Origin of the sequence: Pseudomonas rustica, assembly GCF_018336155.1 — a bacterium.
GTDB classification, from domain to species: Bacteria; Pseudomonadota; Gammaproteobacteria; order Pseudomonadales; family Pseudomonadaceae; genus Aquipseudomonas; species Aquipseudomonas rustica.
The window spans coordinates 348,359-374,050 of the sequence record NZ_JAGYHF010000001.1 but is presented as its reverse complement, the minus strand read 5'-3'; the positions used below and the strand labels follow the sequence as shown (position 1 = coordinate 374,050).

21 protein-coding genes, 6 tRNA genes and 1 pseudogene are annotated in these 25,692 nt (G+C 60.0%); 20 read left to right on the top strand and 8 right to left on the bottom strand.

Annotated elements, in window-relative coordinates:
* The first annotated feature begins 126 nt into the window (after positions 1 to 126).
* The 5 genes from KFS80_RS01720 (at position 127) to KFS80_RS01700 (ending at position 4,306) form a co-directional block, all read left to right on the top strand.
* On the top strand, positions 127 to 1,152 hold the full coding sequence (locus KFS80_RS01720; protein WP_159814978.1) for an NAD(P)H-dependent glycerol-3-phosphate dehydrogenase: 1,026 nt from the start codon (positions 127 to 129) through the stop codon (positions 1,150 to 1,152).
* A gap of 21 nt (positions 1,153 to 1,173) precedes the next feature.
* Positions 1,174 to 1,521 (top strand): DUF4389 domain-containing protein, encoded by a 348-nt coding sequence (locus KFS80_RS01715; protein WP_008087808.1) that lies wholly within the window; start codon positions 1,174 to 1,176, stop codon positions 1,519 to 1,521.
* A complete protein-coding gene (sixA, locus tag KFS80_RS01710) occupies positions 1,518 to 1,970 on the top strand; it encodes a phosphohistidine phosphatase SixA (RefSeq protein ID WP_053122740.1) in 453 nt (150 codons plus the stop codon). Before KFS80_RS01715 ends, sixA begins: the two co-directional genes overlap by 4 nt.
* Before the next feature lie 205 nt (positions 1,971 to 2,175).
* A complete protein-coding gene (locus tag KFS80_RS01705; protein WP_212543811.1) occupies positions 2,176 to 3,831 on the top strand; it encodes an AMP-binding protein in 1,656 nt (551 codons plus the stop codon).
* A 31-nt stretch (positions 3,832 to 3,862) separates the two neighbouring features.
* On the top strand, positions 3,863 to 4,306 hold the full coding sequence (locus KFS80_RS01700) for a hotdog fold thioesterase (protein ID WP_212543810.1): 444 nt from the start codon (positions 3,863 to 3,865) through the stop codon (positions 4,304 to 4,306).
* Between the two features lies 1 nt (position 4,307).
* Here the strand turns inward: KFS80_RS01700 and KFS80_RS01695 are convergent, their stop codons facing one another.
* Entirely contained in the window at positions 4,308 to 7,304 is a 2,997-nt protein-coding gene (locus KFS80_RS01695) for an RHS repeat-associated core domain-containing protein (protein ID WP_212543809.1), read from the bottom strand.
* Positions 7,305 to 7,514: 210 nt separating this feature from the next.
* Between KFS80_RS01695 and KFS80_RS01690 the strand changes: the two genes are divergently transcribed.
* The 4 genes from KFS80_RS01690 (at position 7,515) to KFS80_RS01675 (ending at position 11,216) form a co-directional block, all read left to right on the top strand.
* Positions 7,515 to 8,321, top strand: a complete 807-nt coding sequence (locus KFS80_RS01690; protein WP_053122732.1) for an alpha/beta fold hydrolase — start codon at positions 7,515 to 7,517, stop codon at positions 8,319 to 8,321.
* Positions 8,318 to 9,172: an alpha/beta hydrolase gene (locus KFS80_RS01685; RefSeq protein WP_212543808.1), complete on the top strand. Its 855-nt coding sequence runs from the start codon at positions 8,318 to 8,320 to the stop codon at positions 9,170 to 9,172. Before KFS80_RS01690 ends, KFS80_RS01685 begins: the two co-directional genes overlap by 4 nt.
* A 115-nt stretch (positions 9,173 to 9,287) precedes the next feature.
* On the top strand, positions 9,288 to 10,094 hold the full coding sequence (locus KFS80_RS01680; protein WP_212543807.1) for a DUF4892 domain-containing protein: 807 nt from the start codon (positions 9,288 to 9,290) through the stop codon (positions 10,092 to 10,094).
* A 69-nt stretch (positions 10,095 to 10,163) separates the two neighbouring features.
* On the top strand, positions 10,164 to 11,216 hold the full coding sequence (locus KFS80_RS01675; protein ID WP_053122726.1) for an AI-2E family transporter: 1,053 nt from the start codon (positions 10,164 to 10,166) through the stop codon (positions 11,214 to 11,216).
* Between the two features lie 657 nt (positions 11,217 to 11,873).
* On the opposite strand, the gene xopAW is transcribed toward KFS80_RS01675, so the two are convergent.
* From xopAW to KFS80_RS01660, 3 genes are all read right to left on the bottom strand, one after another.
* On the bottom strand, positions 11,874 to 12,509 hold the full coding sequence (xopAW, locus tag KFS80_RS01670) for an EF-hand domain-containing protein (protein ID WP_212543806.1): 636 nt from the start codon (positions 12,507 to 12,509) through the stop codon (positions 11,874 to 11,876).
* Positions 12,510 to 12,741: 232 nt separating this feature from the next.
* Positions 12,742 to 13,791: a sensor histidine kinase gene (locus KFS80_RS01665; protein WP_212543805.1), complete on the bottom strand. Its 1,050-nt coding sequence runs from the start codon at positions 13,789 to 13,791 to the stop codon at positions 12,742 to 12,744.
* Complete coding sequence (locus KFS80_RS01660) at positions 13,791 to 14,540, bottom strand: response regulator (protein ID WP_053122719.1); 750 nt, start codon at positions 14,538 to 14,540, stop codon at positions 13,791 to 13,793. Before KFS80_RS01660 ends, KFS80_RS01665 begins: the two co-directional genes overlap by 1 nt.
* A 296-nt stretch (positions 14,541 to 14,836) precedes the next feature.
* Between KFS80_RS01660 and pyrF the strand changes: the two genes are divergently transcribed.
* Positions 14,837 to 15,535: an orotidine-5'-phosphate decarboxylase gene (pyrF, locus tag KFS80_RS01655; RefSeq protein ID WP_172680142.1), complete on the top strand. Its 699-nt coding sequence runs from the start codon at positions 14,837 to 14,839 to the stop codon at positions 15,533 to 15,535.
* 85 nt (positions 15,536 to 15,620) lie between these two features.
* Here the strand turns inward: pyrF and KFS80_RS01650 are convergent, their stop codons facing one another.
* Positions 15,621 to 16,625 (bottom strand): NADP-dependent oxidoreductase, encoded by a 1,005-nt coding sequence (locus KFS80_RS01650; protein ID WP_053122715.1) that lies wholly within the window; start codon positions 16,623 to 16,625, stop codon positions 15,621 to 15,623.
* On the bottom strand, positions 16,622 to 16,759 hold the full coding sequence (locus KFS80_RS01645; RefSeq protein ID WP_156316174.1) for a hypothetical protein: 138 nt from the start codon (positions 16,757 to 16,759) through the stop codon (positions 16,622 to 16,624). Before KFS80_RS01645 ends, KFS80_RS01650 begins: the two co-directional genes overlap by 4 nt.
* 105 nt (positions 16,760 to 16,864) lie before the next feature.
* Between KFS80_RS01645 and KFS80_RS01640 the strand changes: the two genes are divergently transcribed.
* The 4 genes and pseudogenes from KFS80_RS01640 to KFS80_RS27205 all read left to right on the top strand — a co-directional run bounded on the left by KFS80_RS01640 (position 16,865) and on the right by KFS80_RS27205 (position 21,209).
* Complete coding sequence (locus KFS80_RS01640) at positions 16,865 to 17,626, top strand: SDR family oxidoreductase (RefSeq protein ID WP_159811474.1); 762 nt, start codon at positions 16,865 to 16,867, stop codon at positions 17,624 to 17,626.
* 130 nt (positions 17,627 to 17,756) lie between these two features.
* Positions 17,757 to 19,133 (top strand): aminotransferase-like domain-containing protein, encoded by a 1,377-nt coding sequence (locus KFS80_RS01635; RefSeq protein WP_212543804.1) that lies wholly within the window; start codon positions 17,757 to 17,759, stop codon positions 19,131 to 19,133.
* A 108-nt stretch (positions 19,134 to 19,241) separates the two neighbouring features.
* A pseudogene (locus tag KFS80_RS27210) lies at positions 19,242 to 20,348 on the top strand (HAMP domain-containing protein); the annotation flags it as partial.
* A complete protein-coding gene (locus KFS80_RS27205) occupies positions 20,328 to 21,209 on the top strand; it encodes a methyl-accepting chemotaxis protein (protein ID WP_420851012.1) in 882 nt (293 codons plus the stop codon). The pseudogene KFS80_RS27210 and the gene KFS80_RS27205, both read left to right, overlap by 21 nt.
* A 791-nt stretch (positions 21,210 to 22,000) precedes the next feature.
* On the opposite strand, the gene KFS80_RS01625 is transcribed toward KFS80_RS27205, so the two are convergent.
* Positions 22,001 to 22,759, bottom strand: coding sequence for a hypothetical protein (locus tag KFS80_RS01625; protein WP_053122697.1), 759 nt, complete (start codon positions 22,757 to 22,759; stop codon positions 22,001 to 22,003).
* A 383-nt stretch (positions 22,760 to 23,142) separates the two neighbouring features.
* Between KFS80_RS01625 and KFS80_RS01620 the strand changes: the two genes are divergently transcribed.
* From KFS80_RS01620 to KFS80_RS01595, 6 genes are all read left to right on the top strand, one after another.
* A tRNA-Glu gene (locus KFS80_RS01620) sits at positions 23,143 to 23,218 on the top strand.
* Positions 23,219 to 23,220: 2 nt separating this feature from the next.
* Positions 23,221 to 23,296: transfer RNA gene (locus tag KFS80_RS01615), tRNA-Gly, on the top strand.
* 104 nt (positions 23,297 to 23,400) lie between these two features.
* A tRNA-Glu gene (locus KFS80_RS01610) sits at positions 23,401 to 23,476 on the top strand.
* A 3-nt stretch (positions 23,477 to 23,479) separates the two neighbouring features.
* A tRNA-Gly gene (locus tag KFS80_RS01605) sits at positions 23,480 to 23,555 on the top strand.
* Between the two features lie 57 nt (positions 23,556 to 23,612).
* Positions 23,613 to 23,688: transfer RNA gene (locus KFS80_RS01600), tRNA-Glu, on the top strand.
* A 2-nt stretch (positions 23,689 to 23,690) separates the two neighbouring features.
* Positions 23,691 to 23,766, top strand: a tRNA-Gly gene (locus KFS80_RS01595).
* 102 nt (positions 23,767 to 23,868) lie between these two features.
* On the opposite strand, the gene KFS80_RS01590 is transcribed toward KFS80_RS01595, so the two are convergent.
* Positions 23,869 to 25,608, bottom strand: a complete 1,740-nt coding sequence (locus KFS80_RS01590; RefSeq protein WP_053122694.1) for a dipeptidase — start codon at positions 25,606 to 25,608, stop codon at positions 23,869 to 23,871.
* Between the last annotated feature and the right edge of the window lie 84 nt (positions 25,609 to 25,692).

Genomic DNA, 25,692 nt, shown 5'->3' with positions numbered 1-25,692 from the left:
GGGCATTTTCCTAGGTTTTATTGGTCTTCTTCCTACAAGTGTCGGTAATTGTTGCGGGGGCTGGCCGCGACCGGGTCGCCCCGTATAATGCCGCCATCGCCACTGGTATGGATTAACGGATTGCATATGACTGAACAGCGCCCGATTGCGGTCCTGGGAGGCGGAAGTTTTGGTACCGCCGTGGCCAATTTACTGGCCGAGAACGGCCATCAAGTCCTGCAATGGATGCGTGACCCCGAACAGGCTGAAGCCATCCGGGTCAATCGCGAAAACCCGCGTTACCTCAAAGGCATCAAGATTCTGCCGGGCGTGACTGCGGTCACCGACCTGCAAGCCACGCTCGACGCCTGTGATTTGTGCTTTGTCGCGCTGCCGTCCAGCGCGCTGCGCACGGTGCTCGCTGCCCACGCCGAGCGCCTCAGCGGCAAGATGCTGGTCAGCCTGACCAAAGGCATCGAAGCGCAGACCTTCAAACTGATGAGCCAGATTCTCGAAGAGATCGCCCCGCAAGCGCGCATCGGCGTGCTGTCCGGGCCGAACCTGGCGCGCGAGATTGCCGAGCACGCGCTGACCGCCACGGTGGTCGCCAGTGAAGACGAAGATCTGTGCAAAGCCGTGCAAGCCGCGCTGCACGGCCGCACCTTCCGCGTTTATGCGAGCGCCGACCGTTTTGGCGTCGAGTTGGGCGGGGCGTTGAAAAACGTCTACGCAATCATCGCCGGTATGGCGGTGGCGCTGGAGATGGGTGAGAACACCAAAAGCATGCTGATCACCCGTGCCCTCGCGGAGATGACCCGGTTTGCGGTGAATCAGGGCGCGAATCCGATGACCTTCCTCGGCCTGGCCGGTGTTGGCGATTTGATCGTCACCTGTTCGTCGCCGAAGAGCCGCAACTATCAGGTCGGTTTCGCCCTCGGTCAGGGTCTGAGCCTTGATGAAGCGGTGTCGCGCCTCGGTGAAGTCGCCGAAGGGGTGAATACGCTGAAAGTGCTCAAGGCCAAGTCGCAGGAAGTCGGCGTGTACATGCCGCTGGTCGCCGGGCTGCACGCGATCCTGTTCGAAGGACGCACGCTGGAGCAGGTCATCGGTCTACTGATGCGCGCCGAGCCGAAAACCGACGTCGACTTTATTTCCACCAGCGGTTTCAACTGAGTGAGCCGGGAGTAGCAAGCCATGAACGATCCGAAAACCGAAGCCAAGTACGAATCCATCCTCCTGCGTGTGCTGTGGATGATCGTTTACGTACTGGTCTGGCAAGTGGCGCAGTTCATCCTCGGCGCGGTGGTGCTGGTGCAACTGATCTATCGTTTGATCTATGGCGCGCCGAGCGCCAGCCTGATGAATTTCGGCGACAGCCTGAGCCAGTTTCTGGCGCAGATCGGCCGTTTCGGCAGTTTCCACAGCGACCAGAAACCGTGGCCGTTCGCCGACTGGCCAACGCCGCGTACCCCGGAAGGTGAAGCGCCGCACGCCGTCGCGCCGGCACCGCATCCGGTTCGAGATGAGGAACCCAAACTATGAAACTCTGGGTATTGCGTCACGGTGAAGCGGTGCCTTACGGCTCGTGCCCCGACTCCGAACGGGAGCTGACCGACCACGGTCGCAAAGAAGCCTTGAGCAGCGCTGCCCATTTGATCGGCCAGCCGCTCACGGCGATCTACGCCAGCCCGTATTTGCGTGCGCAACAGACCGCGCAGATTGTGCGCGAGGCGCTGGGTTTTGAGCCGGAGATTCGCACGGTTGAATGGCTGACGCCGGAGGTTGATCCGGACAAGGTCACCGATCAATTGGTGTCGGTGAGCAATGTGCTGCTGGTCAGCCACAACCCGTTGGTGGGCAACTTGCTCAGCTATTTGCAGCATGGCGCCGGTTATCCGCCGGAGAAGGTCAGCACTGCCGGGTTGGCCGAGCTGGAAAGCCCTGAGTTGTTGATTGGCTCGATGACCCTTAACAGCCTCAAACACCCGTAACGCTGATCCCCTGTGGGAGCGGGCTTGCTCGCGAATGCGGTGTGTCATTCACAATTGATGTGTCTGATACACCGCATTCGCGAGCAAGCCCGCTCCCACATTTGATCTCCGCAAACTCAATGAAATTATTTGTTTGAATTTTCCAACCAAGCACTTGCTTGGTTGACTACGCTTGCTCCAGACCTAAAAAACAGGAGCGAGTCGCATGTCTGCCGCCTTCCGTTTGCCGCTGGACGTGTTCTACGAACGAGAAGCCCGGCACCCGCGCCAGCGCTTTCTCGTGCAGCCCATCGGTGGCGGGCGAGTCGAGACTTTGAGCTGGGCCGACGTCGGCCATCAGGCCCGTTGCGCCGCGCATTGGCTGCGTGCTCGCGAGTTGCCGCAAGGGAGCCACATCGCCCTGATCTCGAAAAATTGCGCGCACTGGATCATCGCCGACCTCGCGATCTGGATGGCCGGGCATGTTTCGGTGCCGCTCTATCCCAATCTCACCGCCGATTCCGTCGCGCAGGTGCTCAATCACTCGGAAAGCGTGCTGGCGTTTATCGGCAAGCTCGATGACTGGCCGAGCATGTCCAAAGGCGTGCCTGATGATTTGCCGACCATCAGCCTGCCGCTGCACCCGCCTGGCGACTTTGATTTCAGCTGGGCTGACTTGCAGCGCAGTTCACCGATTCAGGACGATCCGCGTCCCGCCGCCGAGCAACTGGCGACGATCATCTACACCTCCGGCACCACCGGCCTGCCCAAAGGCGTGATGCACAGTTTTGCCAATCTCGGTTTCGCCACGACGCGCGGTACGCAGCTGTTCGGGCTCAACGAGAACGATCGGCTGCTGTCGTACCTGCCGCTGTGTCATGTTGCCGAACGGATGTTTGTGGAACTGGCCTCAATCTACACCGGGCAAACCGTGTTCTTCGCCGAAAGCCTCGACACCTTCATTACCGACCTGCAGCGCGCACGGCCCACCGCGATGTTCGGCGTGCCGCGTATCTGGACGAAGTTCCAGATGGGCGTGTACAGCAAGATCCCGGCGAAGCGTCTGGATTTCCTCCTCAGTCTGCCGTTCATTGGCAAACGCGTCGGCCACAAAGTGCTCGCGGGGCTGGGGCTGGATGCCTTGCGCGTGGCGTTGTCCGGCGCGGCGCCGGTGCCGCAGACCTTGCTCACCTGGTATCAGAAACTCGGCCTCGATGTACTCGAGGTTTATGGCATGACCGAGAGTTGCGGTTATTCGCACATTTGTCTGCCGGGGCAATACAAACAGGGCTGGATCGGCAAACCGTGCCCGGATGTCGAGGTGCGCATCGATGAAACCGGCGAAGTGCTGGTGCGCAGTCAGGCGACCATGCTCGGCTACTTCAAGGATCCACAGAAAACCGCTGAAACACTCACCGAGGATGGCTTCCTGCGCACCGGCGACAAGGGCGAACAGGATGCCGAAGGGCGCTTGCGCCTGACCGGGCGGCTGAAGGAAATCTTCAAAACCAGCAAGGGCAAATACGTCGCCCCGGCGCCAATCGAAAATCGCCTGGCAGTGCATTCGCGGATCGAACAGGTCTGTGTGGTCGGCGATGGTTTGAGTGCGCCGCTGGGCTTGTGTGTGCTGTCGACGGTCAATCAGGAGGAGGGCCGGGCGAGTCTGCATTCCAGCCTGGAAAAACTCCTCGAAGAGGTCAACGCCGTGCTCGACAAGCACGAACGCCTGCGCCGGCTGGTGGTGGTCAAGGACAGTTGGGCGGTGGAAAACGGTTTTCTCACGCCGACCTTGAAGATCAAACGCAACGTCATCGAAGACACTTACGGTGCGCGCTTTGAAGAATGGAGCGAGCGTAGCGAGGCGGTGCTGTGGCAGGATTGAGCGACGACTAAAACAACAAAGGAAGTCTGCGATGAGCTTGTGGCGTACCACTCCGAACATCGAGCAGTTGAACGCGATCCAGAAAAACACCATCGGCGAAGTGCTGGACATTCGCTTTGAATCTGTCGACGAAGAGTCGCTGACCGCGAGCATGGTCATCGACCATCGCACCCATCAACCATACGGTCTGCTGCACGGCGGCGCGTCGGTGGTGCTGGCGGAAAGCGTCGGTTCGATGGCCAGTTATCTGTGCATCGATGCCAGCAAATTCTATTGCGTAGGGCTGGAGATCAACGCCAACCATTTGCGCGGTTTGCGCAGCGGTCGGGTGACGGCAGTGGCCAAGCCGATCCACATCGGCCGCACTACGCATGTCTGGGATATCCGTCTGACCAGCGATGAGGGTAAAGCCAGTTGTGTGTCGCGATTGACCATGGCGGTGGTGCCGTTGGGGCAGATGCCGCCTGCGCAGTAAGTCAATGGCTGCGCCGAAAGGTGAAGGATTGCATGGGCAGATCAGCCGCATGCGGTGTCTCCGGGTGGTAGTCAGCGGGTGCGGCGTTTCTCCACATTCTGTTCGGTGGCGTAAAACGATCCAGCGTGAAGTCCGCATCGTCGGCCCTGACCAGTTCGAAGGCACCGCGCTCCACATATTGCCCAACGTAAGTGCGCGCCTCGGTCGGGGTTCCGAGGGCAGAGATCACAGTCGAGTTTGATCGGGAGTCTGCAATGCCGCTGGTCAGTGGCGTGGCAAGCAATGTCAACGAAGCTGTCAGGGTTGAGCCGGCGGTGCGCGTTGATACGCCGTAAACCCATTCCACCGGCCTGGGCAGCGTGAGCGTATTGTGTTCGGGGCTGACGTATGCCCCTCCTCGCAAGGAGTTAATGGTTGTGATGGACACCCCGTCCAGGCCTTCGACGGCGGCGCTGACGACCACCCCGACACCGGTCGCAAGGTCGGCACGCGCTGCGCCGCTGGCCGAAAGCAACCCACCATAAGCGGCCATACGCAGTGCCGTTGTGATACCGGAGGGGGCGATTGTCACGCTGGGGCCAACGTTGGCGAGCGCGCGTTGCGCGGTTTCACGCGTCATGTTTCCGGACGTGCTGGCGAGAATACTGATTGCTGTGAGGTTTACTGCCTGCGAGTCGGCGAAGTATGCATAAGCTGGCGCCGCAGCACCGATCGTGGCACCGGCAAGGCCAAAAAAACCGGCCATGGCAATTTGTATGGTGCGGCCGAGGTTGTAGTGGCTGGCAACGCGACTGCCCAACCCGATACCCATGGATCCACCGGCTGCCGCGCCGACCAGACTACCGGCGATGGTCAGTCCCACGTTGGCGCCGAAATCAGGGTGCGATTCCGGGTCGCCAGAGGCCCATTGCGCTAATCCTGCGGCGGCAAAATATCTCACCGAGCTTCCGGCCAGTGCACTCACGCCATCTCGGGCAAACGTGGCCAGCGCCGCCGCGGTACCTTCTGTCACCGTGACCAGCCCCTGAAAATCGACATTGCCGACCGGATTGCCATGCACCATGGCAAACAGATTCAGGCCGTCCGCAGTGCCCAGCGGATCAGCATTGAGCCAGCGCTGCAGCCATGGCGCGTAGTAACGAAAACCGTAGTAATACAAACCCGTGGCGTCACGCTCTTTGCCCGAATAGCGCAGGGTTTTGTAACTGGCTTGGACCAGACTGCGCCCGGCCCACCAACAGGTTTCTCCGTAGGGGTAATAGTCCTCCCGCGAAATCAGTTGTGCCTGTGCGTCCAGCTCCACGGTGCTGGAATTCAGGTGATCGCTGAAGCTGTAGCGTTGCTGATCCTGCACCATGCCCGCCGGCAGGCCTTTCGCCCAATGCAACACATGGAGGGTGGCGCGTGCGGCCTTGATCGAGATGACGTGGACAATCTGGTCTGGCTCAGTGCGAATCTCCAGACCGGGCAAGTAACGGGTTTCACTATCGCGCGTCAGCGTGCCGGTGAAACGCTGAGTGATTTTGCGCTGACGCTGGCCACCACCGTCATACACATAGAACTCGATGTCATCTGGCTCATCGGCACGGACGATCTGGCTAACCTGCCGTAATTCATTACGCCGATCCCAATGCAATTCTTTTCCGTGCTGCAGAAACAGGCGATTGCCGCTGGCGTCGTACCTCGCAGCAATTTCGCCTTCATCCGGCAACTGGCCGTCAGGTTTTTCCCCCAGGCTACGATTGCTGGAGTGAGCGACGGCCGTGCGTTCGGTGCGGTTGCCGCTGGCGGCGCGGTGTTCCATGCGCAGTAAATTACCGGCGCGATCGTAGGTGTAGGTGCGCGTGTAGTTTTCCAGTTGTGCCGGATCGGCAGGCGAGGAAAACTCCGGTAACTGTGGGCCGCCAGTGGCGTTACGGATCTGCCGGCCACTGGCCTCAATCAAGCGCGAGAGACTGTCGTAGCGATAGCGACAGGTCGCTTCGGTGCGCTGGTTGCGGTGAAAGTGAGCGGGCGCTGCGTGATCGGCGATGCGGGTGATGTTACCGCTCGCGTCATATTCGTACGTCAGATCCTGCACCGTCTGGCCATCATTTGTCTGACTGAGCAGATGCTGCAGGCGACCGTCATCAGCGCCGAACCGTGCTCGAGACACCACACCGTTCCCTGCACGTTGATGTTCCAGATGGCCTTCGGCGTTGTACTGAATATCGCTGGCTATCGTCTGGCTCTGCGGGTTGGCTGCCAGCGTCAGATGGATTTCGCGTAACTGACCGACGCGATCCTGCAACAGTGTTTGCCGATTGCCCAGCGCATCGGTCTGGCTGATCAGTTCCCCCATGGCGTTGTAGATGCAGAACGTCGTTGCGGGGTCTCCTTCCAGAAAGTGATCGCGCTCGGCGCGCGTTTCCGGCCAGTTCACCGCCCAGACGGGGTCAGCGCAGAAGGCACGACCGCATTGCAATGGCAGGCCAGTCAGACTGAATTGCGCAAAAAGCAGGGTGCCTGCCGTATCGTCGTGCCGAATCAATCGGCCGCGACGGTTATGGACGATTTCCGTCGATTCATCGCCATAGGTGAAACGCTCCGTGCAGTGTTCAGGCTCGCTCTCTGCGTGCTCGAATATCGCGCTCGGGCGGCGCAGCGAATCGAGGCCCGTGCGTCGGTGGTTGCGTTTCTGATCCCAGCCTTCAAGGCTGAAACCGTCCGCTGCGATCAGGCTCAAGCGCCAGCCGGCGTCAGTGTTTTCACTTAACAGCGGCGATCCCGAGAGGCTGAACACGTTGCTCTGATTCGCCGGGGCCGAAGGATCGAGCTGATGTCGGAGGAACAGTCTCGGATCGCGGCTCTGGAGCGCGCGTCCTGATGCATCGTAAATCTGTTGAGTGACGTAGCTTTCAATTGCCGCACTCGCGTCGCGGTGATGATAGGCCACGCTGCGCACGGGCAACCCCCTCGGATCGCGCGCTTGAATGGCCGGCGTGTTCGCGTGAGTCATGAGCAGCCAGCGCCAGACAAAGGGGGGAGGTTTTTATCGGCCTCAGCAGGGCGCCTGTCAACTGACAGAACTGACAGTTGACAAGTGCCACAACGGGGCCTGCCATAGCCTTGGCGCGACTGTCATCATTCCTGGCAGTTACGGTCATTGCTGTCGCGCGCCGTCTTGCGGACAATCAACGCCACGTTTCCCGCTCATGGATGTACCGGTATGTCGCAACCCATCTTTTTCGCCCACGCCAACGGCTTCCCTTCGGGTACCTATGGCAAGTTGTTCGCGGCGCTGGCGCCCGAATACCGGGTCGCGCATCTCGAGCAGCATGCCCATGACCCGCGTTTTCCGGCGGATGATAACTGGTACAACCTGGTTGATGAGCTGATCCATCATTTGCAGCAGCAGGATCAACCGGTGTGGGGCGTTGGCCATTCATTTGGGGGCGTGCTGCACCTGCACGCGGCGCTGCGTTGCCCGGAGTTGTATCGCGGCGTGGTGATGCTCGATTCGCCGGTGCTTACGCGCACCGATCAATGGGTGATTCGTGCGGCCAAGCGTTTTGGCTTCATCGACAAACTGACCCCCGCCGGTCGCACCTTGGGCCGCCGCGAAGAGTTTGCCGACCTCGACAGTGCGCGCAGTTATTTCGCCGGCAAAAGCCTGTTTCGCGGCTTTGATCCGGAATGCTTCGACGCTTACCTGCAACACGGCTTGCACAAGGTCGGCGACAAGCTGCGCTTGCGCTTCGACCCCGCCACTGAGATCAGTATCTACCGCGGCGTGCCGCATACCAGCCCCGGTCGCACCGGGCAATTGCAGGTGCCGCTGGCGGTGGTGCGCGGGCACAAGAGTCGCGTGGTCATGCGTCATCACACGCGGTTCGTTTCGCGACTGGCGCAGGGCGAAGCGCTGAGCATGCCCGGCGGCCACATGTTTCCCCTTGAGCGCCCGCAGGACACCGCGCGGCTGCTGAAGACTCTGTTCACGCGCTGGGAAAACCGTCAGGACAAGGATTGCGCATGAGCCCGACTTTCGAAGAAGTGCGCCTGAGCCTGCCGCATATCGAACTGGCGGCGCATTTATTCGGCCCCGAAGACGGTCTGCCGGTGATCGCCTTGCATGGCTGGCTCGATAACGCCAATAGCTTCGCGCGGCTGGCACCGAAGCTTAGAGGCTTGCGCATCATCGCACTGGACATGGCCGGGCACGGCCATTCCGGGCATCGTCCGAACGGCGCCGGTTACGCCCTGTGGGACTACGCCCATGACGTGCTGCAAGTCGCCGAGCAACTGGGCTGGAAGCGTTTTGGCCTGCTCGGGCATTCGATGGGCGCGATTGTTTCGCTGGTGCTGGCGGGTTCGTTGCCGGAGCGCATCACGCATCTGGCGCTGATCGACGGCGTGATTCCTCCTACAGACAAAGGCGAAAATGCCGCCGAGCGCATGGGCATGGCCCTGCAAGCGCAACTGGATCTGCGTGAGAAGCGCAAACCGGTCTACAACACCCTCGACCGTGCGATCGAGGCACGGATGAAAGGGTTGGTCGCGGTCAGTCGAGAGGCGGCCGAACTCTTGGCCCAGCGTGGTTTGATGCCGGTGCCGGGCGGTTACACCTGGCGCACCGATAATCGCCTGACCTTGCCGTCGCCGTTGCGTCTGACCCAGGAACAGGCGATGGCTTTCGTCGCGCGCATCAGTTGCCCGGCGCAACTGGTCGTCGCGGCCGACGGCATGCTGGCGAAACATCCGGAGCTGCTGGAACGTCTACCCTTTAGCCGGGAACAGCTGCCGGGTGGCCACCATTTGCACCTGAACGATGAGGCCGGTGCCGACCTTGTCGCAGACTGTTTCAATCGGTTCTTCGCCATTCCTTGACTTGCTGCGGGCAACTGTCGAGGCTGGGCGGGTTGAAATGGGAGACAACCACGATGGATTTCTATACCGCTGCGACCTCGAATCACACAGTCATGCCGATCCGATGAGCCTGACTATGCGGTCACTCAGTCTGTTGGCGCTGTGCTGTTTCAGTTCCTTTTCGTTCGCCGCCGATGTGCCCGGCAGTCAGGATCTGCAGATCGTGCCGCGTCTGGCCGATGCGCAGATTGTCGACTATCGCCCTCCGGTGGAGCTGGAGCGCATCTATCCGATGGGCTCGATCCGCAAGATCAGCGGCCAGTTGCGCTTTGACGGCCAGGTCACCGCCCGAGGCCAAACCACGGCGGTGACCTATGAGTTGCCACCCGAACATTCCGCCACGGAAGCCTTCACCGCTGCTCGCGAAGCCCTGCAAAAGCAGGACGCCGAGTTGCTGTTCTGGTGTCAGGCGCGTGATTGTGGCGAAAGCAGCCTGTGGGCCAACGAGGTGTTCGGCAACTCCAAACTGTACGGCGCTGATGAACAGCAGGCGTACTTGCTGTTGAGGCTGGCAGCTCCGCGCGACAACACGCTGGTGGCGCTGTACAGCATCACTCGCGGCAATCGCAAAGCCTATCTGCACGTTGAACAGTTCGAAGCAGCGGCGCCGCTGGGCGAGCTGCTGCCGACCTCGGCGACCTTGTTGCGTCAATTGAAAAGCACCGGTGAGCTGGATTTCCCGAACCGCGTGGATGCTCCGGATGACGCTTGGCTGCGGCTGATTTCCCGTGGCTTGAATCTCGACACGACGTTACGCGTGACGGTGTCCGGGCCCAAGGCCGAGGCGTGGCGTCAGGCGTTGATCAATCAGGGCGTACGTGCGGCGCGCATGGAGACCGGCAGCGTCGACGGCGTTGGCCTGCGCATCGATCTGTTGCGATAAGCTGTATCGGGCGAGCGCGCGCGGCGTGTTCGCCTACTCTTGGCCTGACTGACTTTTTCGGAATCTTACATGCTCAATAACGATCGCCTGCTGGTGCAGATCCTCCTGCTGGTGTTGTTTGGCGCCAGCCTGTGGGTGATGGCGCCATTCTGGTCGGCGCTGTTCTGGGGCGCAGTGCTGGCATTCGCCAGTTGGCCGTTGATGCGCCTGCTGACCCGCTGGCTCAATGGCCGGGAATCGCTGGCGGCAGCCATTTTGACGCTGGGCTGGATGTTGCTGGTGGCGGCGCCGCTGGTTTGGCTTGGGTTCAATCTGGCGGATCATGTGCGCGATGCCACGGGTTTCATCAAGGACGTGCAGGTCGACGGTTTGCCGGAAGCGCCGGTGTGGCTGGGGACTGTGCCGTTGGTGGGCGAGCGTCTGGTCGGCATCTGGGACAGTATCGATCAGCAGGGCGCGGCGCTGATGGTGTCGATCAAGCCTTATCTGGGGCAGGTCGGTAACTGGTTGCTGGCGCGCAGTGCGCAGATCGGGGGCGGCATTCTTGAGCTGACGCTGAGTATTGTGTTTGTGTTCTTTTTCTACCGTGACGGGCCGCGACTGGCGGCGTTTGTTCATGGTTTGCTGGAGCGGTTGATTGGTGATCGCGCCGGGTATTACATCGAGCTGGTGGCCGGTACGGTGCAGCGGGTGGTCAACGGTGTGATCGGCACGGCAGCGGCGCAGGCGGTTCTGGCGTTGATCGGGTTTTTGATTGCCGGGGTACCGGGGGCGCTGGTGCTGGGGATTGTGACGTTCCTGCTCAGTCTGATTCCGATGGGGCCGCCGTTGGTGTGGGTGCCGGCGACGGCCTGGCTGGCGTGGAAGGGTGAGTATGGGATGGCGGTGTTTCTCGGGATTTGGGGGACGTTTGTCATCAGTGGCGTGGATAACGTGCTCAAGCCGTATTTGATCAGCCGCGGGGGGAATTTGCCGTTGGTGATTGTGTTGCTTGGGGTGTTTGGCGGGTTGATTGCGTTTGGGTTTATCGGGTTGTTTATTGGGCCTACGTTGTTGGCGGTGGCTTACAGTTTGTTGACGGATTGGAGTAAGAGTCAGGGGCGGGTTGAGGATCGGCGCTGAGTTGTTTGGGCATATCCGTTGCTGCGGGTGTGGCTGATTATGGTTTCGCCCTTACGGCGAGTCACCTTTTCCAAACGCCGAAAAGGTAACCGAAAAGGCTTTGCCCTGACGTTCGGCCCTCGCTGGGGCTCGGGTTCCTTCGCTCCGGGATTGATCCGGGATTCATCGCCTACGGTTTGCTTCGCTGCACCTCCTCTCGATGTGTTTGGCTGCGCCAAACGGTCGCTGCGCTCCCACCCCGGATCAATCCCTCCACTCAGCCTGCCGACGGGCTCCGAGATCAAAATCAAAAGCTTTGTCGAGCTTGCGCTCATCCTGTGTAGGAGCTGCCGAAGGCTGCGATCTTTTGATCTTCGTTGGATTCGCCCCTCACCCCAGCCCTCTCCCGAGGGAGAGGGGGCCGATTGGTGGGCTTTTCAAAACTTGAGTTCAACTCGATATCCCACGTCGGCGTACTTCTACCAAACCACTCGATCAGTCCCCTCTCCCTCCGGGAGAGGGCTAGGGTGAGGGGCTCTTGATTCAGCTCTTCAAACTCGAGTTCAACTCGGTATCGTCGGCGTATCTCTCCGAATCCACGCGGTCAGTCCCCTCTCCCTCCGGGAGAGGGCTAGGGTGAGGGGCTTTTGATTTTACGCTGTAGATTACGTCGCAGGCTCAAGTCGCCACGTTCAAATACTTGCCCACCGGCGCCGCGTTATCGAGCGAGTATTGCTTGCTCAAATTGGCAATCATGCGATTCAGTGCTTCTGTCGTGCTTTGAGTCGAAGCCGTCTGTTCTTCATCCGGGCGTTCGCGTCCAGCCTGTAAAGCGGCTTTCAGTTCATCACTGCTTACGCCGCCACTGCTGTCGCTATCGAGTACTTGGAGCAGGGCGGCGCTGGTGTCGGTGTTGCTCGTTGAGGTGCTGTCGCTGGTTTGCAACGCGCTGCTCAGTTCGGTGGCGGTGACACTGCCGTCGCCATCGGCATCGAGTTGGCTGAACAGTTCGTCGCTGTTCATTTGTGGCGGTGGCGGTGGCGGGGGTGGCGTCAGGCTGGCGGTGAGTTCGTCCTGGCTGACGGTGCCGTCCTTGTTTTTGTCCAGGGCGGAGAAGATTTCGCTGCTGTCGGCGGTGCTGCCGGCGCTGGTCAGGCCGCTGCTCAGTTCGTCGCTGTTGATGGTGCCGTCGCCGTTGCTGTCGAGTTTGGCGAACAGTTCTTTTTGCAGTTCCTGACTGCGGGCGTTCCGCGTGGTGGTGTTGCTGGTGCTGGTGCTGGTATAGCTCGTGTAGTTGCTGACGCTACCGATCATTGGACTCACTCCCTGGAATGAAAACCGGTGGGTGTACCGGCTTATGCAGCGTCGGGGCGCAAGTTGTCGGGGGTATGTGGGGTTTGTACCGGGTGGTACACAGATCAAAAGAACATCACTAAACCCTGTGGGAGCGGGCTTGCTCGCGAATGCGGCGTGTCAGTCAGCAATGATTTGACTGACCCACCGCATTCGCGAGCAAGCCCGCTCCCACAAGGGGAGGGTGGTGTTTTCAGGGGCGGGGCAGGCGGATGATGGCGGTGAGGCCACCGCCCGGGGTTTCTTCCAGATTCAGCTGTCCGCCCAGACGCTGCGCGGCTTCGCGGGCGATGGTCATGCCGAGGCCGACGCCGCCGGAGTTGCGGTTGCGTGAGCCTTCCAGTCGGTAGAACGGTTCAAACACCGCTTCACGTTTGTCGGCGGCGATGCCCGGGCCGTGGTCGATCACGCGAATCAGCAGTTGTTCACGCTGATCCTGCAGTTCGATCCGCGCCTGCCCCGCATAGCGCAGCGCGTTGTCCATCAGGTTGTTGAGGCACGAGCGCAGCGCCATCGGTTGCACCGGCAGCGGTGCGCAATGGCCGCTGACTTGCACATCGGCGCCCTGATCCTCGGCGTTTTCGCACAAAGATTCGACCAGCGCCTGCACGTCCATCAGTTGCAAGGCTTCGCTGGTGCGCTGTTCGTGCAGGTAGGTGAGGGTGGCGTCGAGCATGCCGATCATGTCGTCGAGATCCTGACGCATCTGGCCTTGCAGCTTTTCATCGCTGATGTTTTCCAGACGCAGTTTCAGGCGTGACAGCGGCGTGCGCAGGTCGTGGGAAACGGCGCCGAGCATGCGCGCGCGTTGCTGCACCTGTTCGCGGATGCGCTGTTGCATCAGGTTGAAGGTGTGCGCCGCTTGCCGGGCTTCTTTCGGGCCGGATTCGTCGAGCGGCGGGCTGTCGAGGTTTTCGCTGAGGCGTTCGGCGGCGTCGCTCAGGCGCTGGATCGGTCGGGTCAGCAGTTTGGCGCCGTACCATGCGGCGATCATCAGCGAGATGAATTGAAACGTCAGTGGCACCAACGGCCCGCCAAACCATGGGCGCGGTGGACGCGGTTCGAAGCGCGGATCCATCGGCGGACGCTGGCCGTCGACGCCCTCGGAAAATTCCGGCGGTGGCGGCGGTGGAGGCGGGCCGTAGTGGTGGAACCAGGCAAACGCCAGCAAGTGCGCCAGGACAATCGCCACGAACAGCATGCCAAACAGGCGGCCGAACAGCGTGTCGAAGCGCGCTCGCATCAGCCGATGTCCCGCGCGTCGAACAGGTAACCCTCACCGCGCACGGTTTTGATCAACTGCGGGGCTTTCGGATCGTCGCCGAGTTTCTGTCGCAAGCGTGACACCAGCAAATCGATGCTGCGGTCGAACGCTTCGATCGAGCGACCGCGCGCGGCGTCGAGCAATTGTTCGCGGCTGAGCACTCTGCGCGGGCGTTCGATAAACACCCAGAGCAAGCGGAATTCGGCGTTGGACAGCGGCACCACGAGGCCGTCATCGGCGATCAATTGGCGCAGGACGCTGTTCAGGCGCCAGTTGTCGAAGCGAATATTCGCACGCTGCTCGGTACGGTCGTCGCGCACGCGGCGCAGAATCGTCTGAATGCGCGCCACCAGTTCGCGCGGTTCGAACGGCTTGGCCATGTAGTCATCGGCGCCGAGTTCGAGGCCGATGATGCGATCGGTCGGTTCGCAACGGGCGGTGAGCATCAGGATCGGGATGTCCGATTCGCTGCGCAGCCAGCGGCACAGAGACAAACCGTCTTCGCCGGGCAGCATCAGGTCGAGCACCACCACGTCGAAATGTTCGGCCTGCATCGCCAAACGCATCGCCGCGCCATCGGTCACACCGCTGGCGTGGATGTTGAAACGCGCAAGGTAGTCGATCATCAGCTCGCGGATCGGCACATCGTCGTCGACGATCAGCGCGCGAATGCTCCAGCGTTTGTCGTCTTTGGGCTCATCAGTCGCGGTCATTTGGGTGTTGTGCATGAGGCTGTTCGTCTGCCAGGTAGGCCGCCAACCACAAAGATGGGCTGCGAGGTAGTGGTTTCAGCTTAGGCGTCCGGCCGTGAGGCGGGAAGTGCTGATGTAAGGACGTGTTGCGGCTGGCGAGGCTAGCGCAGGCGCTTGTTGCTGGCGTGTCGGCTGTGTATCGGAGTCGACACAATAGCAGCGAGCGCTATGCTGATCACGGTTGGCGCGACGATTTACCGATCATCGGGTGCCGCGCCGCCGCCGGTTCCGCTACAATGCGCGCCGATTTCGTCCTGCCTGAGAGCCCATTCATGTCCGCCTGCCAGACTCCTATCATCGTCGCCCTGGATTTTCCCACCCGTGACGCCGCACTGAAGCTGGCCGACCAGTTGGACCCGAAACTGTGCCGGGTCAAAGTGGGCAAGGAATTGTTCACCAGCTGTGCCGCAGAAATCGTCGGCACCCTGCGTGACAAGGGTTTTGAGGTATTCCTCGACCTGAAATTCCACGACATTCCCAACACCACCGCGATGGCCGTAAAAGCCGCTGCCGAGATGGGCGTGTGGATGGTCAACGTGCATTGTTCCGGCGGTATGCGCATGATGGCTGCTTGCCGTGAAGTGCTCGACAAGCGCACGGGCCCGCAACCGTTGCTGATCGGCGTGACCGTGCTGACTTCGATGGAGCGAGAAGATTTGGCCGGTATCGGTCTGGACATCGAGCCACAAGAGCAAGTGCTGCGTCTGGCTGCACTGGCCGAGAAGGCTGGCATGGACGGCCTGGTGTGCTCGGCGCTGGAAGCCACGGCGCTGAAAACTGCGCACCCGTCGCTGCAACTGGTAACCCCGGGGATTCGTCCTGCGGGCAGCGCGCAAGACGATCAGCGCCGCATTCTGACCCCGCGTCAGGCGCTGGATGCCGGTTCCGACTATCTGGTGATTGGCCGTCCGATCAGCCAGGCGGCGGATCCGGCTCAGGCGCTGGCTTCGGTTGTAGCCGAAATCGCCTAAAAGATCGCAGCCTTCGGCAGCTCCTACAGGGTTATGTGAACACCTGTAGGAGCTGCGGCACGCTGCGATCTTTTGATCTTCTGCTTTAAACCTTCAATACCAACTTGCCAAAGTTCTCACCGCTGAACAATTTCATCAGCGTCTCCGGAAAGGTCTCCAGACCTTCGACGATGTCTTCCTTGCTCTTGAGCTGCCCCTTGGCCATCCAGCCGGCCATTTCCTGCGCCGCGCTCGCGTATTGCGCCGCGTAGTCCATCACCACAAAACCTTCCATCCGCGCGCGGTTAACCAGCAGCGACAGGTAATTGGCCGGGCCTTTGACCGCCTCTTTATTGTTGTACTGGCTGATCGCGCCGCAAATCACCACCCGCGCTTTCAGGTTCAGTCGGCTCAATACCGCGTCGAGAATGTCACCGCCAACGTTATCGAAATACACGTCCACGCCTTTCGGGCATTCGCGTTTGAGCCCGGCGATCACGTCTTCGTTTTTGTAATCGATGGCGCCGTCGAAACCCAGCTCATCAATGAGGAATTTGCACTTGTCGGCGCCACCGGCGATGCCCACCACGCGGCAACCTTTGATCTTGGCGATCTGCCCGGCAATGCTGCCCACCGCGCCGGCCGCGCCGGACAACACCACGGTGTCGCCAGCCTTCGGCGCGCCGACATCCAGCAAAGCGAAATAGGCGGTCATGCCGGTCATGCCCAGCGCTGACAGATACACCGGCAGCGGGGCCAGTTTCGGGTCGACCTTGTAGAAACCTCTTGGCTCGCCAAGGAAATAATCCTGCACGCCAATGGCACCGTTAACGTAGTCGCCGACGGCAAATCCCGGATTATTCGAGGCGACAACTTTTCCCACGCCCAATGCGCGCATAACCTCACCGATGCCGACCGGCGGGATGTAGGACTTGCCCTCGTTCATCCAGCCACGCATGGCCGGGTCGAGGGACAGGTATTCGTTCTTGATCAGAATCTGGCCCGCCGCCGGCTCGCCGACCGGTACTTCCTGATAGGTGAAAGTCTCGCGGGTGGCAGCGCCCACCGGGCGTTTGGCGAGCAGGAACTGGCGATTGGTCTGGTTGGTCATGGCAGGCACTCGAACGGAATGAAGCCTTGTTGATAGACCTTCATGGCCGATGCCGCAAGGTTGGCTGATGCGGCGAATGCACGTCGATCCAGTGCAGTGATGATCACCGGGCCGGTTTTATCACTGCAACGCATGGGTGCCTAAACAGCCACTGGATAGTGCTGACGCCCGGCCAACCGCTGTGGCTATGCTGCAACGCTAAGCATTCCCCCTGCATCTATGCGTTCGAGGACATAACAATGAGCATGACGTTTTCCGGTCAGGTTGTCGTAGTCACAGGCGCGGCCAACGGCATCGGCCGTGCGACCGCCCAGGCATTCGCCGCCGAAGGCTTGAAAGTGGTGGTCGCCGATCTGGATACCGCAGGGGGCGAGGGCACCGTGGCGCTGATTCGTACAGCCGGCGGCGAAGCGACCTTCGTCCGTTGTAACGTGACCGTCGAGAGCGAAGTGAAAAATCTGATGGACGAGGTGATCAATACTTACGGCCGTCTCGACTATGCCTTCAACAATGCCGGGATCGAAATCGAGAAGGGCAAGCTGGCTGAGGGCTCGATGGACGAGTTCGACGCGATCATCGGCGTCAACGTCAAAGGCGTCTGGCTGTGCATGAAGTACCAGTTGCCATTGCTGCTGGCGCAGGGCGGCGGGGCGATCGTCAACACCGCTTCGGTCGCCGGTCTTGGCGCAGCGCCGAAGATGAGCATCTATGCGGCGTCGAAACACGCAGTGATCGGCCTGACCAAATCGGCGGCCATCGAATACGCCAAGAAGAAAATCCGCGTCAACGCCGTGTGCCCGGCGGTGATCGACACCGACATGTTCCGTCGCGCCTACGAGGCCGACCCGAAGAAAGGCGAGTTTGCCAACGCCATGCACCCGGTCGGCCGCATCGGCAAGGTCGAGGAAATCGCCAGCGCGGTGTTGTACCTGTGCAGCGACGGTGCGGCGTTTACTACCGGTCACTCGCTGGCAGTAGATGGCGGTGTGACCGCGTTCTGAACCTGCTCCCTCACCCAGCAATGTGTATCAAATAGTTAGATCGAGCGCTTTTGTCGGCTTTGTCGCACAGCCTCCTGACGGCGGCTGTGATTTACTGCGGCCAGCAAAACGGACAGGAGTTTGTGCGCTCATGGAATTGAGAATCGACCGACAGGCATTGGTGCCAGTGGTGCAGCAAATCGTTGATGGAATGACGGAGTGGGTCGCGCAGAGTGGCGTCGCGCCCGCCACTCGTTTGCCCTCGGTTCGGCAAATTGCCCGGGGCAACTTGCTCAGCCAGTCCTGTGTGACCGAGGCCTGCGAGCGGCTGGTCGCGCAGGGGATTCTGGCTTCATGCCAAGGCACGGGGTTCATGGTGGCCGCGTCACCCAAGACGCTGTGCGGACAGGGCGAGGGCGAGGCTGGTTGCAGTGGCTTCTACGGCGCTGCTGGCGGATTGAAGCTGGGCGGTGGCGGCTTGCCCGAGAGCTGGCGCGAGTCCGATGACTTGAGCTATGCGATCCGCGAAGTTGCCCGCACGGACATGGCCAGCCTGTTCAACTACAGCAGCGCGGCAGGCCTTCCGGCGCTGCGCGAGCAGATCGTCAAACGCCTGAAAATATTCAATATCGATGCGCCTGCAGAGCAATTGCTCACCACTGCGGGTGCCAGCCATGCACTGGATTTGATCGTGCGCACCCTGTTGCAAGCGGGAGATTGCGTGGTCGTGGAAACACCCGGATACGCGCCACTGTTCAATCTGCTGCGCTTGAACGGAGTGAACATGATCGAGGTGCGCCGCACGCCGACCGGGCCTGATCTCGACGCGCTTGAAAGATTGCTGGGTGAATTTCGCCCGGTGGCGATGTTCATCAACAGTCATCACCACAATCCCACGGGTACCAGCCTGACAGCGGCCGCGGCTCAGCAGGTTTTGTACTTGTGCAGGCTGCATGATGTGCGCCTGATCGAAGACGATGTCTACGCCGACCTACACAGTGGCAACGGTACCCGGCTGGCGGCGCTGGATGAACGGGTGATTTACGTCGGCAGTTTTTCGAAAACCCTGAGCAGTTCATTACGGGTCGGTTTCGTCCTCGCCGAACCTGAGGTGATTGCCCGTCTGGCGCAAGTGAAGATGATCAGCAGCATGGGCGCCTCGAGCTTCAGTGAGGCGGTTGTGGCAAGCCTCATGGCCAGCGGCGCTTATCGAAAACTGGTGCAGCGCCAGCGCCAGCGCCTGAATACCGATCGCACCGCCGCATTGCAGTTGCTGGAAGACGCCGATTGGGAGGTGTTCGGCAAGCCTACGGGCGGATTGTTCATTTGGGCGCGGGCCCCGCAGACCGATGATGTTCGGTTGTGTCGCCAGGCTCAGCGCAGTGGTGTGTTGCTGTCGGCGTCCAGTGTGTTCAGTCCGAGTGGCGAAAGCAGCGATTGGCAGCGGATCAATGTGGCGCATGCATGTGATCCGCGCGCGCGGCAGTTTTTTCGCAACACTTGTGCGGATCGACCTCGAGTGTCCTGAAAACGACGCGGACGTAGCTTTTTGCCATTATTCCGACGCCAGAGACTTGTGCTGCCTGTTGGCCGTTGCGACTCTGCGTTCACAGACTTTGGCAGGGGATTAAGCGCAATGATTTCGGCCGTGCAAGGACGTTTTGCCAACCTCGGTATGGCAAAAAAACTGGGTATCGGATTTGCACTGGTGCTGCTGTTGACCGCGTTGGTCGCGGCGATTGGCGTCTGGTCTCTGCAAACCATCAGTCAGCGTTTTGATGGGCTCAAACAGATGTCATCGCTCAATAGCGGTCTGCTCGATGTGCGGCTGCTGGAGCAGGAATATGCGTTGCGCGGCAATCCGAAAACCGCCGATGCCTTGCGTGAAGGCGTCGATGGGCTGATTGCTCAAGCCAACGCGCTCAAGGCGCAATCAGCGGCCAACCTGCCGGTGATGAACGATGTCGTGCAATCGCTGGAGGCGTATCGCAAGGCCTTCGATGAATTTGTTTCGCTGACCCAGACCAAGGATCTGGCACTGGAGATGGCCAGTTGGTCGGTGTCCAGCGTCGCCAATAACCTCGATGTGTTGCAGGCCGGGTTGGCGGACGACGGCGCCTATACCCTGAAAGAGTCCGAGGGCAAGGACGGTGCGCAATTCATCGAGCAAGCCAGTCAGGTCAGTCAGGTGTCGCGGCTGATGTTGCAGGCGATGAACGAGGCGCGGGTTCGCCTGGATCAAAGTCGCAAGGGCGATGCCGACGGTGCCGACAAAGGCAATATCGAGCAGGCCGCGCAGGCTCAGGCGCAGGCCGAGGCGCTGAAGTCGACGGTCAAGGACGAGGGTTATCTGACGGTGCTCAATGAAGTGTCGGGGCACATTGCCGGTTTCAACGAGAAGCTGGCGGAGTACACCGGGTTGTTGGCGCAGGAAAAAACCGTCTACGACCAATTGCATCAGCGGGCCGCGCAAGTGGTGGAGCGGGTCAATCAGGCGTACGTCGCTGAAGACGGCGCGATGCAGGCTGAGCTGAAGAAGAATTCGTTGCTGATTATTGCTTCGTCGGCGTTGGCGCTGTTGGTCGGGTTGATCGCGGCGTGGGTGATCACGCGGTTGATCGTTGCGCCGTTGCGCAGTGTGATTCAGGTGGCGCAGCAGATTGCGGCGGGGGATTTGAGTGCGACAGTGCCGGTGACGCGTCGTGATGAAATTGGCCAGTTGATGCTGGCGATGCAGCAGATGGGCGCGGGGTTGAGCACGATTGTCAGCGGGTTGCAGGCGGGTATCGAACAGTTGGCGAGTTCGGCGCAATCGCTGTCGGCAGTGACTGAGCAGACCAATCTTGAGGTCAGCAGTCAGAAGGAGGAAACCGAGCAGGTTGCCACCGCGATGAATCAGATGACGGCGACGGTGCATGATGTTGCGCGCAATGCCGAAGAGGCCGCGTTGGCGGCGCAAACCGCAGACAGCAAGGTTGAGAGTGGTCAGCAGGTGGTGCGGCAGAGCATGGCGCGGATCGAGCAGTTGGCGGATTCGGCGACGTCGGCGAGTTCCAGCATCGAGAGCCTGAGTGCCGAGATTCAGAATATCGGCACGGTGCTGGGGGTGATAAAGAGTGTGGCCGAGCAGACCAATCTGTTGGCGTTGAACGCGGCGATCGAGGCGGCGCGCGCCGGGGAGCAGGGCAGGGGTTTTGCGGTGGTCGCGGATGAGGTGCGTGCGTTGGCGCGGCGTACGCAGCAGTCGACCGAGGAGATTGAGCGATTGGTCAGTGCGTTGCGGGCGGCGGCGCATTCGTCGGTGCAGCAGATTCAGAGCAGTGGTGAGTTGGTGAAGCTGGCGGTGAGTGATGCGCTGCAGACGGAGAGTGCGCTGGGGAGTATTGCGGCGGCTGTTTCGTTGATTCAGCAGATGAATCAGCAGATTGCGGCGGCGGCCGAGGAGCAGAGTTCGGTGGCGGAGGAGATTAATCGCAGTGTGACGAGTATTCGTGCGAGTGCGGATCAGTCTTCGTTGGCTATGCGGGGGAATGCGGCTTCTAGTGTGGAGCTGGCGCAGTTGGGGGTTGGGTTGCGGGGGATGGTTGGGCATTTTCGGCTTTGACGCTTTTGGTGTGGCTTGGCGGCCTTTGGGCCGACCATGTTCTTGGGGTTTTGGGTGTATATCCGGTTCTTCGGGGGTTGCGGCTGGCGGTTTCGCTCTTACAGCGACTCCCTTTGGCAGACGCCCCAAAGGAAGCAAAGGTCTGGGCCCCGGCGTTCGGCCCGCTCGCTGGGGCTCGGGGTTCCTTCGTTACGGGATTCATCCGGGGGCATCGCCTCCGGTTTGCTTCGCTGCACCTCCTCTCGATGTGTTTGGCTGCGCCAAACGTCGCTGCGCTCCTACCCCCGGATAAACCCCTCCACTCAGCCTTCCGAAGGGGCCAGCACGGCAAGATCAAAAGCCGCAGCCGAGCTTGCGCTCATCCTGTGTAGGAGCTGCCGAAGGCTGCGATCTTTTGATTTTAATTTTGTAGGAGCAGAGCTTGCTCGCGAAGGCGGCCTGACAGCCGACCCATTTCTACGGTTGTACTCAATCCCTGTGTGAGTAGGCTTGCCAGCGATGACGGCCTCACAACCAACCATTATATGCCTGTCCGCACCCAATCCAACTGTAGGAGCTAGCCTGCTAGCGAAAGCGGCCTGACAGCCGACTCATTTCGGTTGTACTCAATCTCTGTGGGAGCTGGCTTGCCAGCGATGACGGCCTCACAACCAACCATTATCTGACTGTCCGCACCCAATCCAACTGTGGGAGCTAGCCTGCTGGCGAAAGCGGCCTGAAATTCCCCTCAGTCCCCATCTATCACCCACAAAAAAGCCACCTCCCGGTGGCTTCTCTCGCTACTTCTTCAATCAGTCGTAAATCACTTTCTTCTTCCAGTCCGCATCCGCCTCTACATCTTTCAAACCTGTGGTCAGTTGGTTCTCTTCACCTTCGACCGGTGCAATTTTGTCCATGACCTGGGCGTTGGCGCGGGCGAGCAGTTTTTCCAGGTATTGCAGTTGTTCGGCGTAGGCCTGCGGGTCTTGTTGTTTGCGCAGGTATTGCACGCCGCGTTCGAAGGCGAGGCGGGCTTGGCCGGGTTGGTTTTGTTGCAGGGATTGTTGGCCGAGGTTGTTGAAGAATTCGATGTGCAGCAGTACGAGGATGTGGCGGACTTCGCGGATCCACTGTTTGGCTTCGTTCGGTGGCAGGAAGCCGTCGTGGGCGGCGCGGGTGATTTGGCCGTGCAGGGCTTCGAGCAGGAAGCGCACGTCTTTGGCTTTGGCTTCGGTCAGGATCGGTGCCGGCGGGTTGTTGACCGGGATCGATTCGCCCTGGGCGACCAGTGCGCTGAGTTCGCTGATGCGCGCTTTGGTGGTGGCGCTGGTTTTTTCCAGGTTGAGCAGGCGCTGGCAGACGTTGAGTTCCAGTCGGGTCAGCAACAGTTTGAGCGCCGGGGTCATGAACTGGCCGGGAAAGGTCTCGGTCAGTTCGCCGCAGCGGCGCAGGCGGTCGTTGAGTTCGACCTTGGTGCGGGCCTTCTCCAGTTTGTTGTTTTCCACCACATGGTTCATGTAGCCAATGGCGATCAGAATTGCGATCCCGGCTACGACTAGCAGGGTGATCATGAGTGGTGTCACCGGTAAGACCTCTTTATAGGGTTCACTTGCGAGTTCAGTGGCTCGGCATTCAGCTGGCTGCCGCTGCTCGACACGTTGGATCGGTAGCTTCTGTCTATATCGGCCACGCACTGCTTAGATGAATGCTGGCGCGGTAAGCGCATATGGCCATCACTGTGCGGTGGACTATAACGCCTTGGCGAGTGGCGGAATATAGGCGTCAATCGTCGGGCGACGGAAAAGCCTGATTGACTTGGTAAAGCAGGTCGAAGTCATTGATTTAAATAAATTTATATCAAGGGGTTGACGACCCCTTAATCCATCCATAGAATGCGCGCCACTTACAGCGTAAAGCACACAGCGAAACGCGGTAGGGAGTGAAGTTGTAGCGTGTCCCCTTCGTCTAGTGGCCTAGGACACCGCCCTTTCACGGCGGTAACAGGGGTTCGAGTCCCCTAGGGGACGCCATTGCGGGAATAGCTCAGTTGGTAGAGCACGACCTTGCCAAGGTCGGGGTCGCGAGTTCGAGTCTCGTTTCCCGCTCCATTTTTAAACAGCAGTGCTTTCGGGCGGTGCTGAGTGAAACCAGAACCAAGTCTTCGGATGCGGATCTGGACACCGAAACACACACCATGTGTTCCGGGTAGCGTGTCCCCTTCGTCTAGTGGCCTAGGACACCGCCCTTTCACGGCGGTAACAGGGGTTCGAGTCCCCTAGGGGACGCCATTTGCGGGAATAGCTCAGTTGGTAGAGCACGACCTTGCCAAGGTCGGGGTCGCGAGTTCGAGTCTCGTTTCCCGCTCCAAATTCTAGAAACGCCGCTCAGTGAGCGGCGTTTTTATTAGTGAAAGTTGTAGCCTGTGTCCCCTTCGTCTAGTGGCCTAGGACACCGCCCTTTCACGGCGGTAACAGGGGTTCGAGTCCCCTAGGGGACGCCATTGCGGGAATAGCTCAGTTGGTAGAGCACGACCTTGCCAAGGTCGGGGTCGCGAGTTCGAGTCTCGTTTCCCGCTCCATATTCAACAAAAACGCCGATCAGTGATGATCGGCGTTTTTGTTTGTGCGCGATTTATCGTCGCCCATAAAAAAGGACCTTTACGGTCCTTTTTTTGTTTCCGTTACAGCTTCGGCAGTTGCCCGATGCGCCCCATCATTTCGGTGACGATCTGCAGATCCAGCAAGAACTGGTCAACAGTCTTGAATTCGCCATCGGTGTGCCCGGTGTATTTCACCTCGGGACGCGCCAGACCAAACTGCACGCCATTCGGCAATTCATGCACCGACGTCGCGCCGGCAGAGGTGCCGAACTCGTGCTTCATGCCAAGGTTTTCCGTCGACACTGCCAGCAGCGCCTTGACCCATTCGCCTTCTGGGTTGCGGTACATCGGCTCGGCGATCGAGTAATCGAACGTCACGGCGACGTGGGTTTTCTTCGTCCACGCGCTCAGCTTGTCAGCGATTTCAGCCTTGAGTTTTTCTGGCGATTTGCCCTTCGGCACGCGCAGATTGACTGCCAGTTTGAAGGCTTTGTCGTTCTCACCAACGTAGGTCAAAGAAGTGGTCAGCGGGCCCATGAAGCTGTCGGCGAAACCGACCTTCAAGGTGTTGCCCAGGTAATCCAGGCCCCAGTTGTCGGCGGCGTAGCGGGCTGCGTCGGTGAACTGGTTGTGCTTGAGGGCGACTTTGCCGTTCAGGCTATTGATGAACACCAACATGCGCGCCACCGGGTTCACGCCGGACTCTGGCTCGGAGGAGTGCGCAGAAACACCGGTCACCGTCAGTTTGACGTCTTTGCCGTCAACCTTGGCCGCCACTTCGAAGTTGCCGCCGTTGTTTTTGGCGAACTCATTGCCGGCCTTTTGCAGACTGGCCGCCAGTTCGGCAGGTTTGTCCGTCACCAACGTCACGACGGACGCCGACGGAATCTGGTTGGTCGCCAGACCGCCGGTCATCGAAGTGATTTCGGCGCCTTTGCCTTCAGCTTTGCGCTTGGCGAAGTTGGCCATCACGGTGCCATAACCTTTCTCGGCAATTACCACCGGGTAACCGCCATCCAGCGCCATGTTGTAGGCCGGCGTCGGGTTGTGTTCGAAGTAGTAAGGGATCGCATCGCCGGTGGTCTCTTCGGTGGTGTCGACCAACAGCTTGAAGTTGCGTGCCAGTGGCAGCTTTTCTTCTTTGATGACTTTCATCGCGTACATGGCGACGACGATGCCGTTCTTGTCATCCTCGGTGCCGCGACCGTACATGCGATCGCCAATCAGCGTGACCTTGAACGGATCGAGTTTGGTGCCGTCCTTGAGCACCCAGTTTTCCGGGGTAACCGGCACCACGTCGGCGTGCGCGTGAATGCCGACGACTTCATCGCCCTGGCCTTCCAGCGAAATCTCGTAAACGCGGTTATCGACGTTGCGGAAATTCAGGTTGAAAGACTCGGCCAGGCTTTTGATCTTGGCGGCGATCTTGATGAACTCAGGGTTGTCGTGCTGTGCCACACCTTCCTTCTGGAAGGTCGGAATCTCGACCAGTTCGCGCAGGGTTTCCAGCGCGGCTTTGCCGTACTTCACGCGGGTGTAAATGCCTAACAGACGATGAATCTCGTTCTGCTGCTCAGCGTTCAGGGTTTTGTTGTCGAGGAAAGCGCTGATGGCCGGGCCGAGGTTGTCGGTTTTAGCGATGTCGCTTTTGGCCAGACTGCCCAGAAACTCGCGAAAATCCGTGACGGTTTTGGCGTCGAAGGATTTCAGGATGACCGCGCTCTGCTCTGGGGTGATGTTGGCTTGAGCGGCGGTGGTGAACGAGGCGAGGCTGGCCAGCATCAGGGTAGCGGCGGCCAGTTGCTTGAGGGAAAAGTCCATTACGGAGGCATTCCTTTGCAGGCGGTTAATGAGATGTTGCCGACGGGTGTGTCAGAAACATTTCGCAAACTAACACTGCAAGCA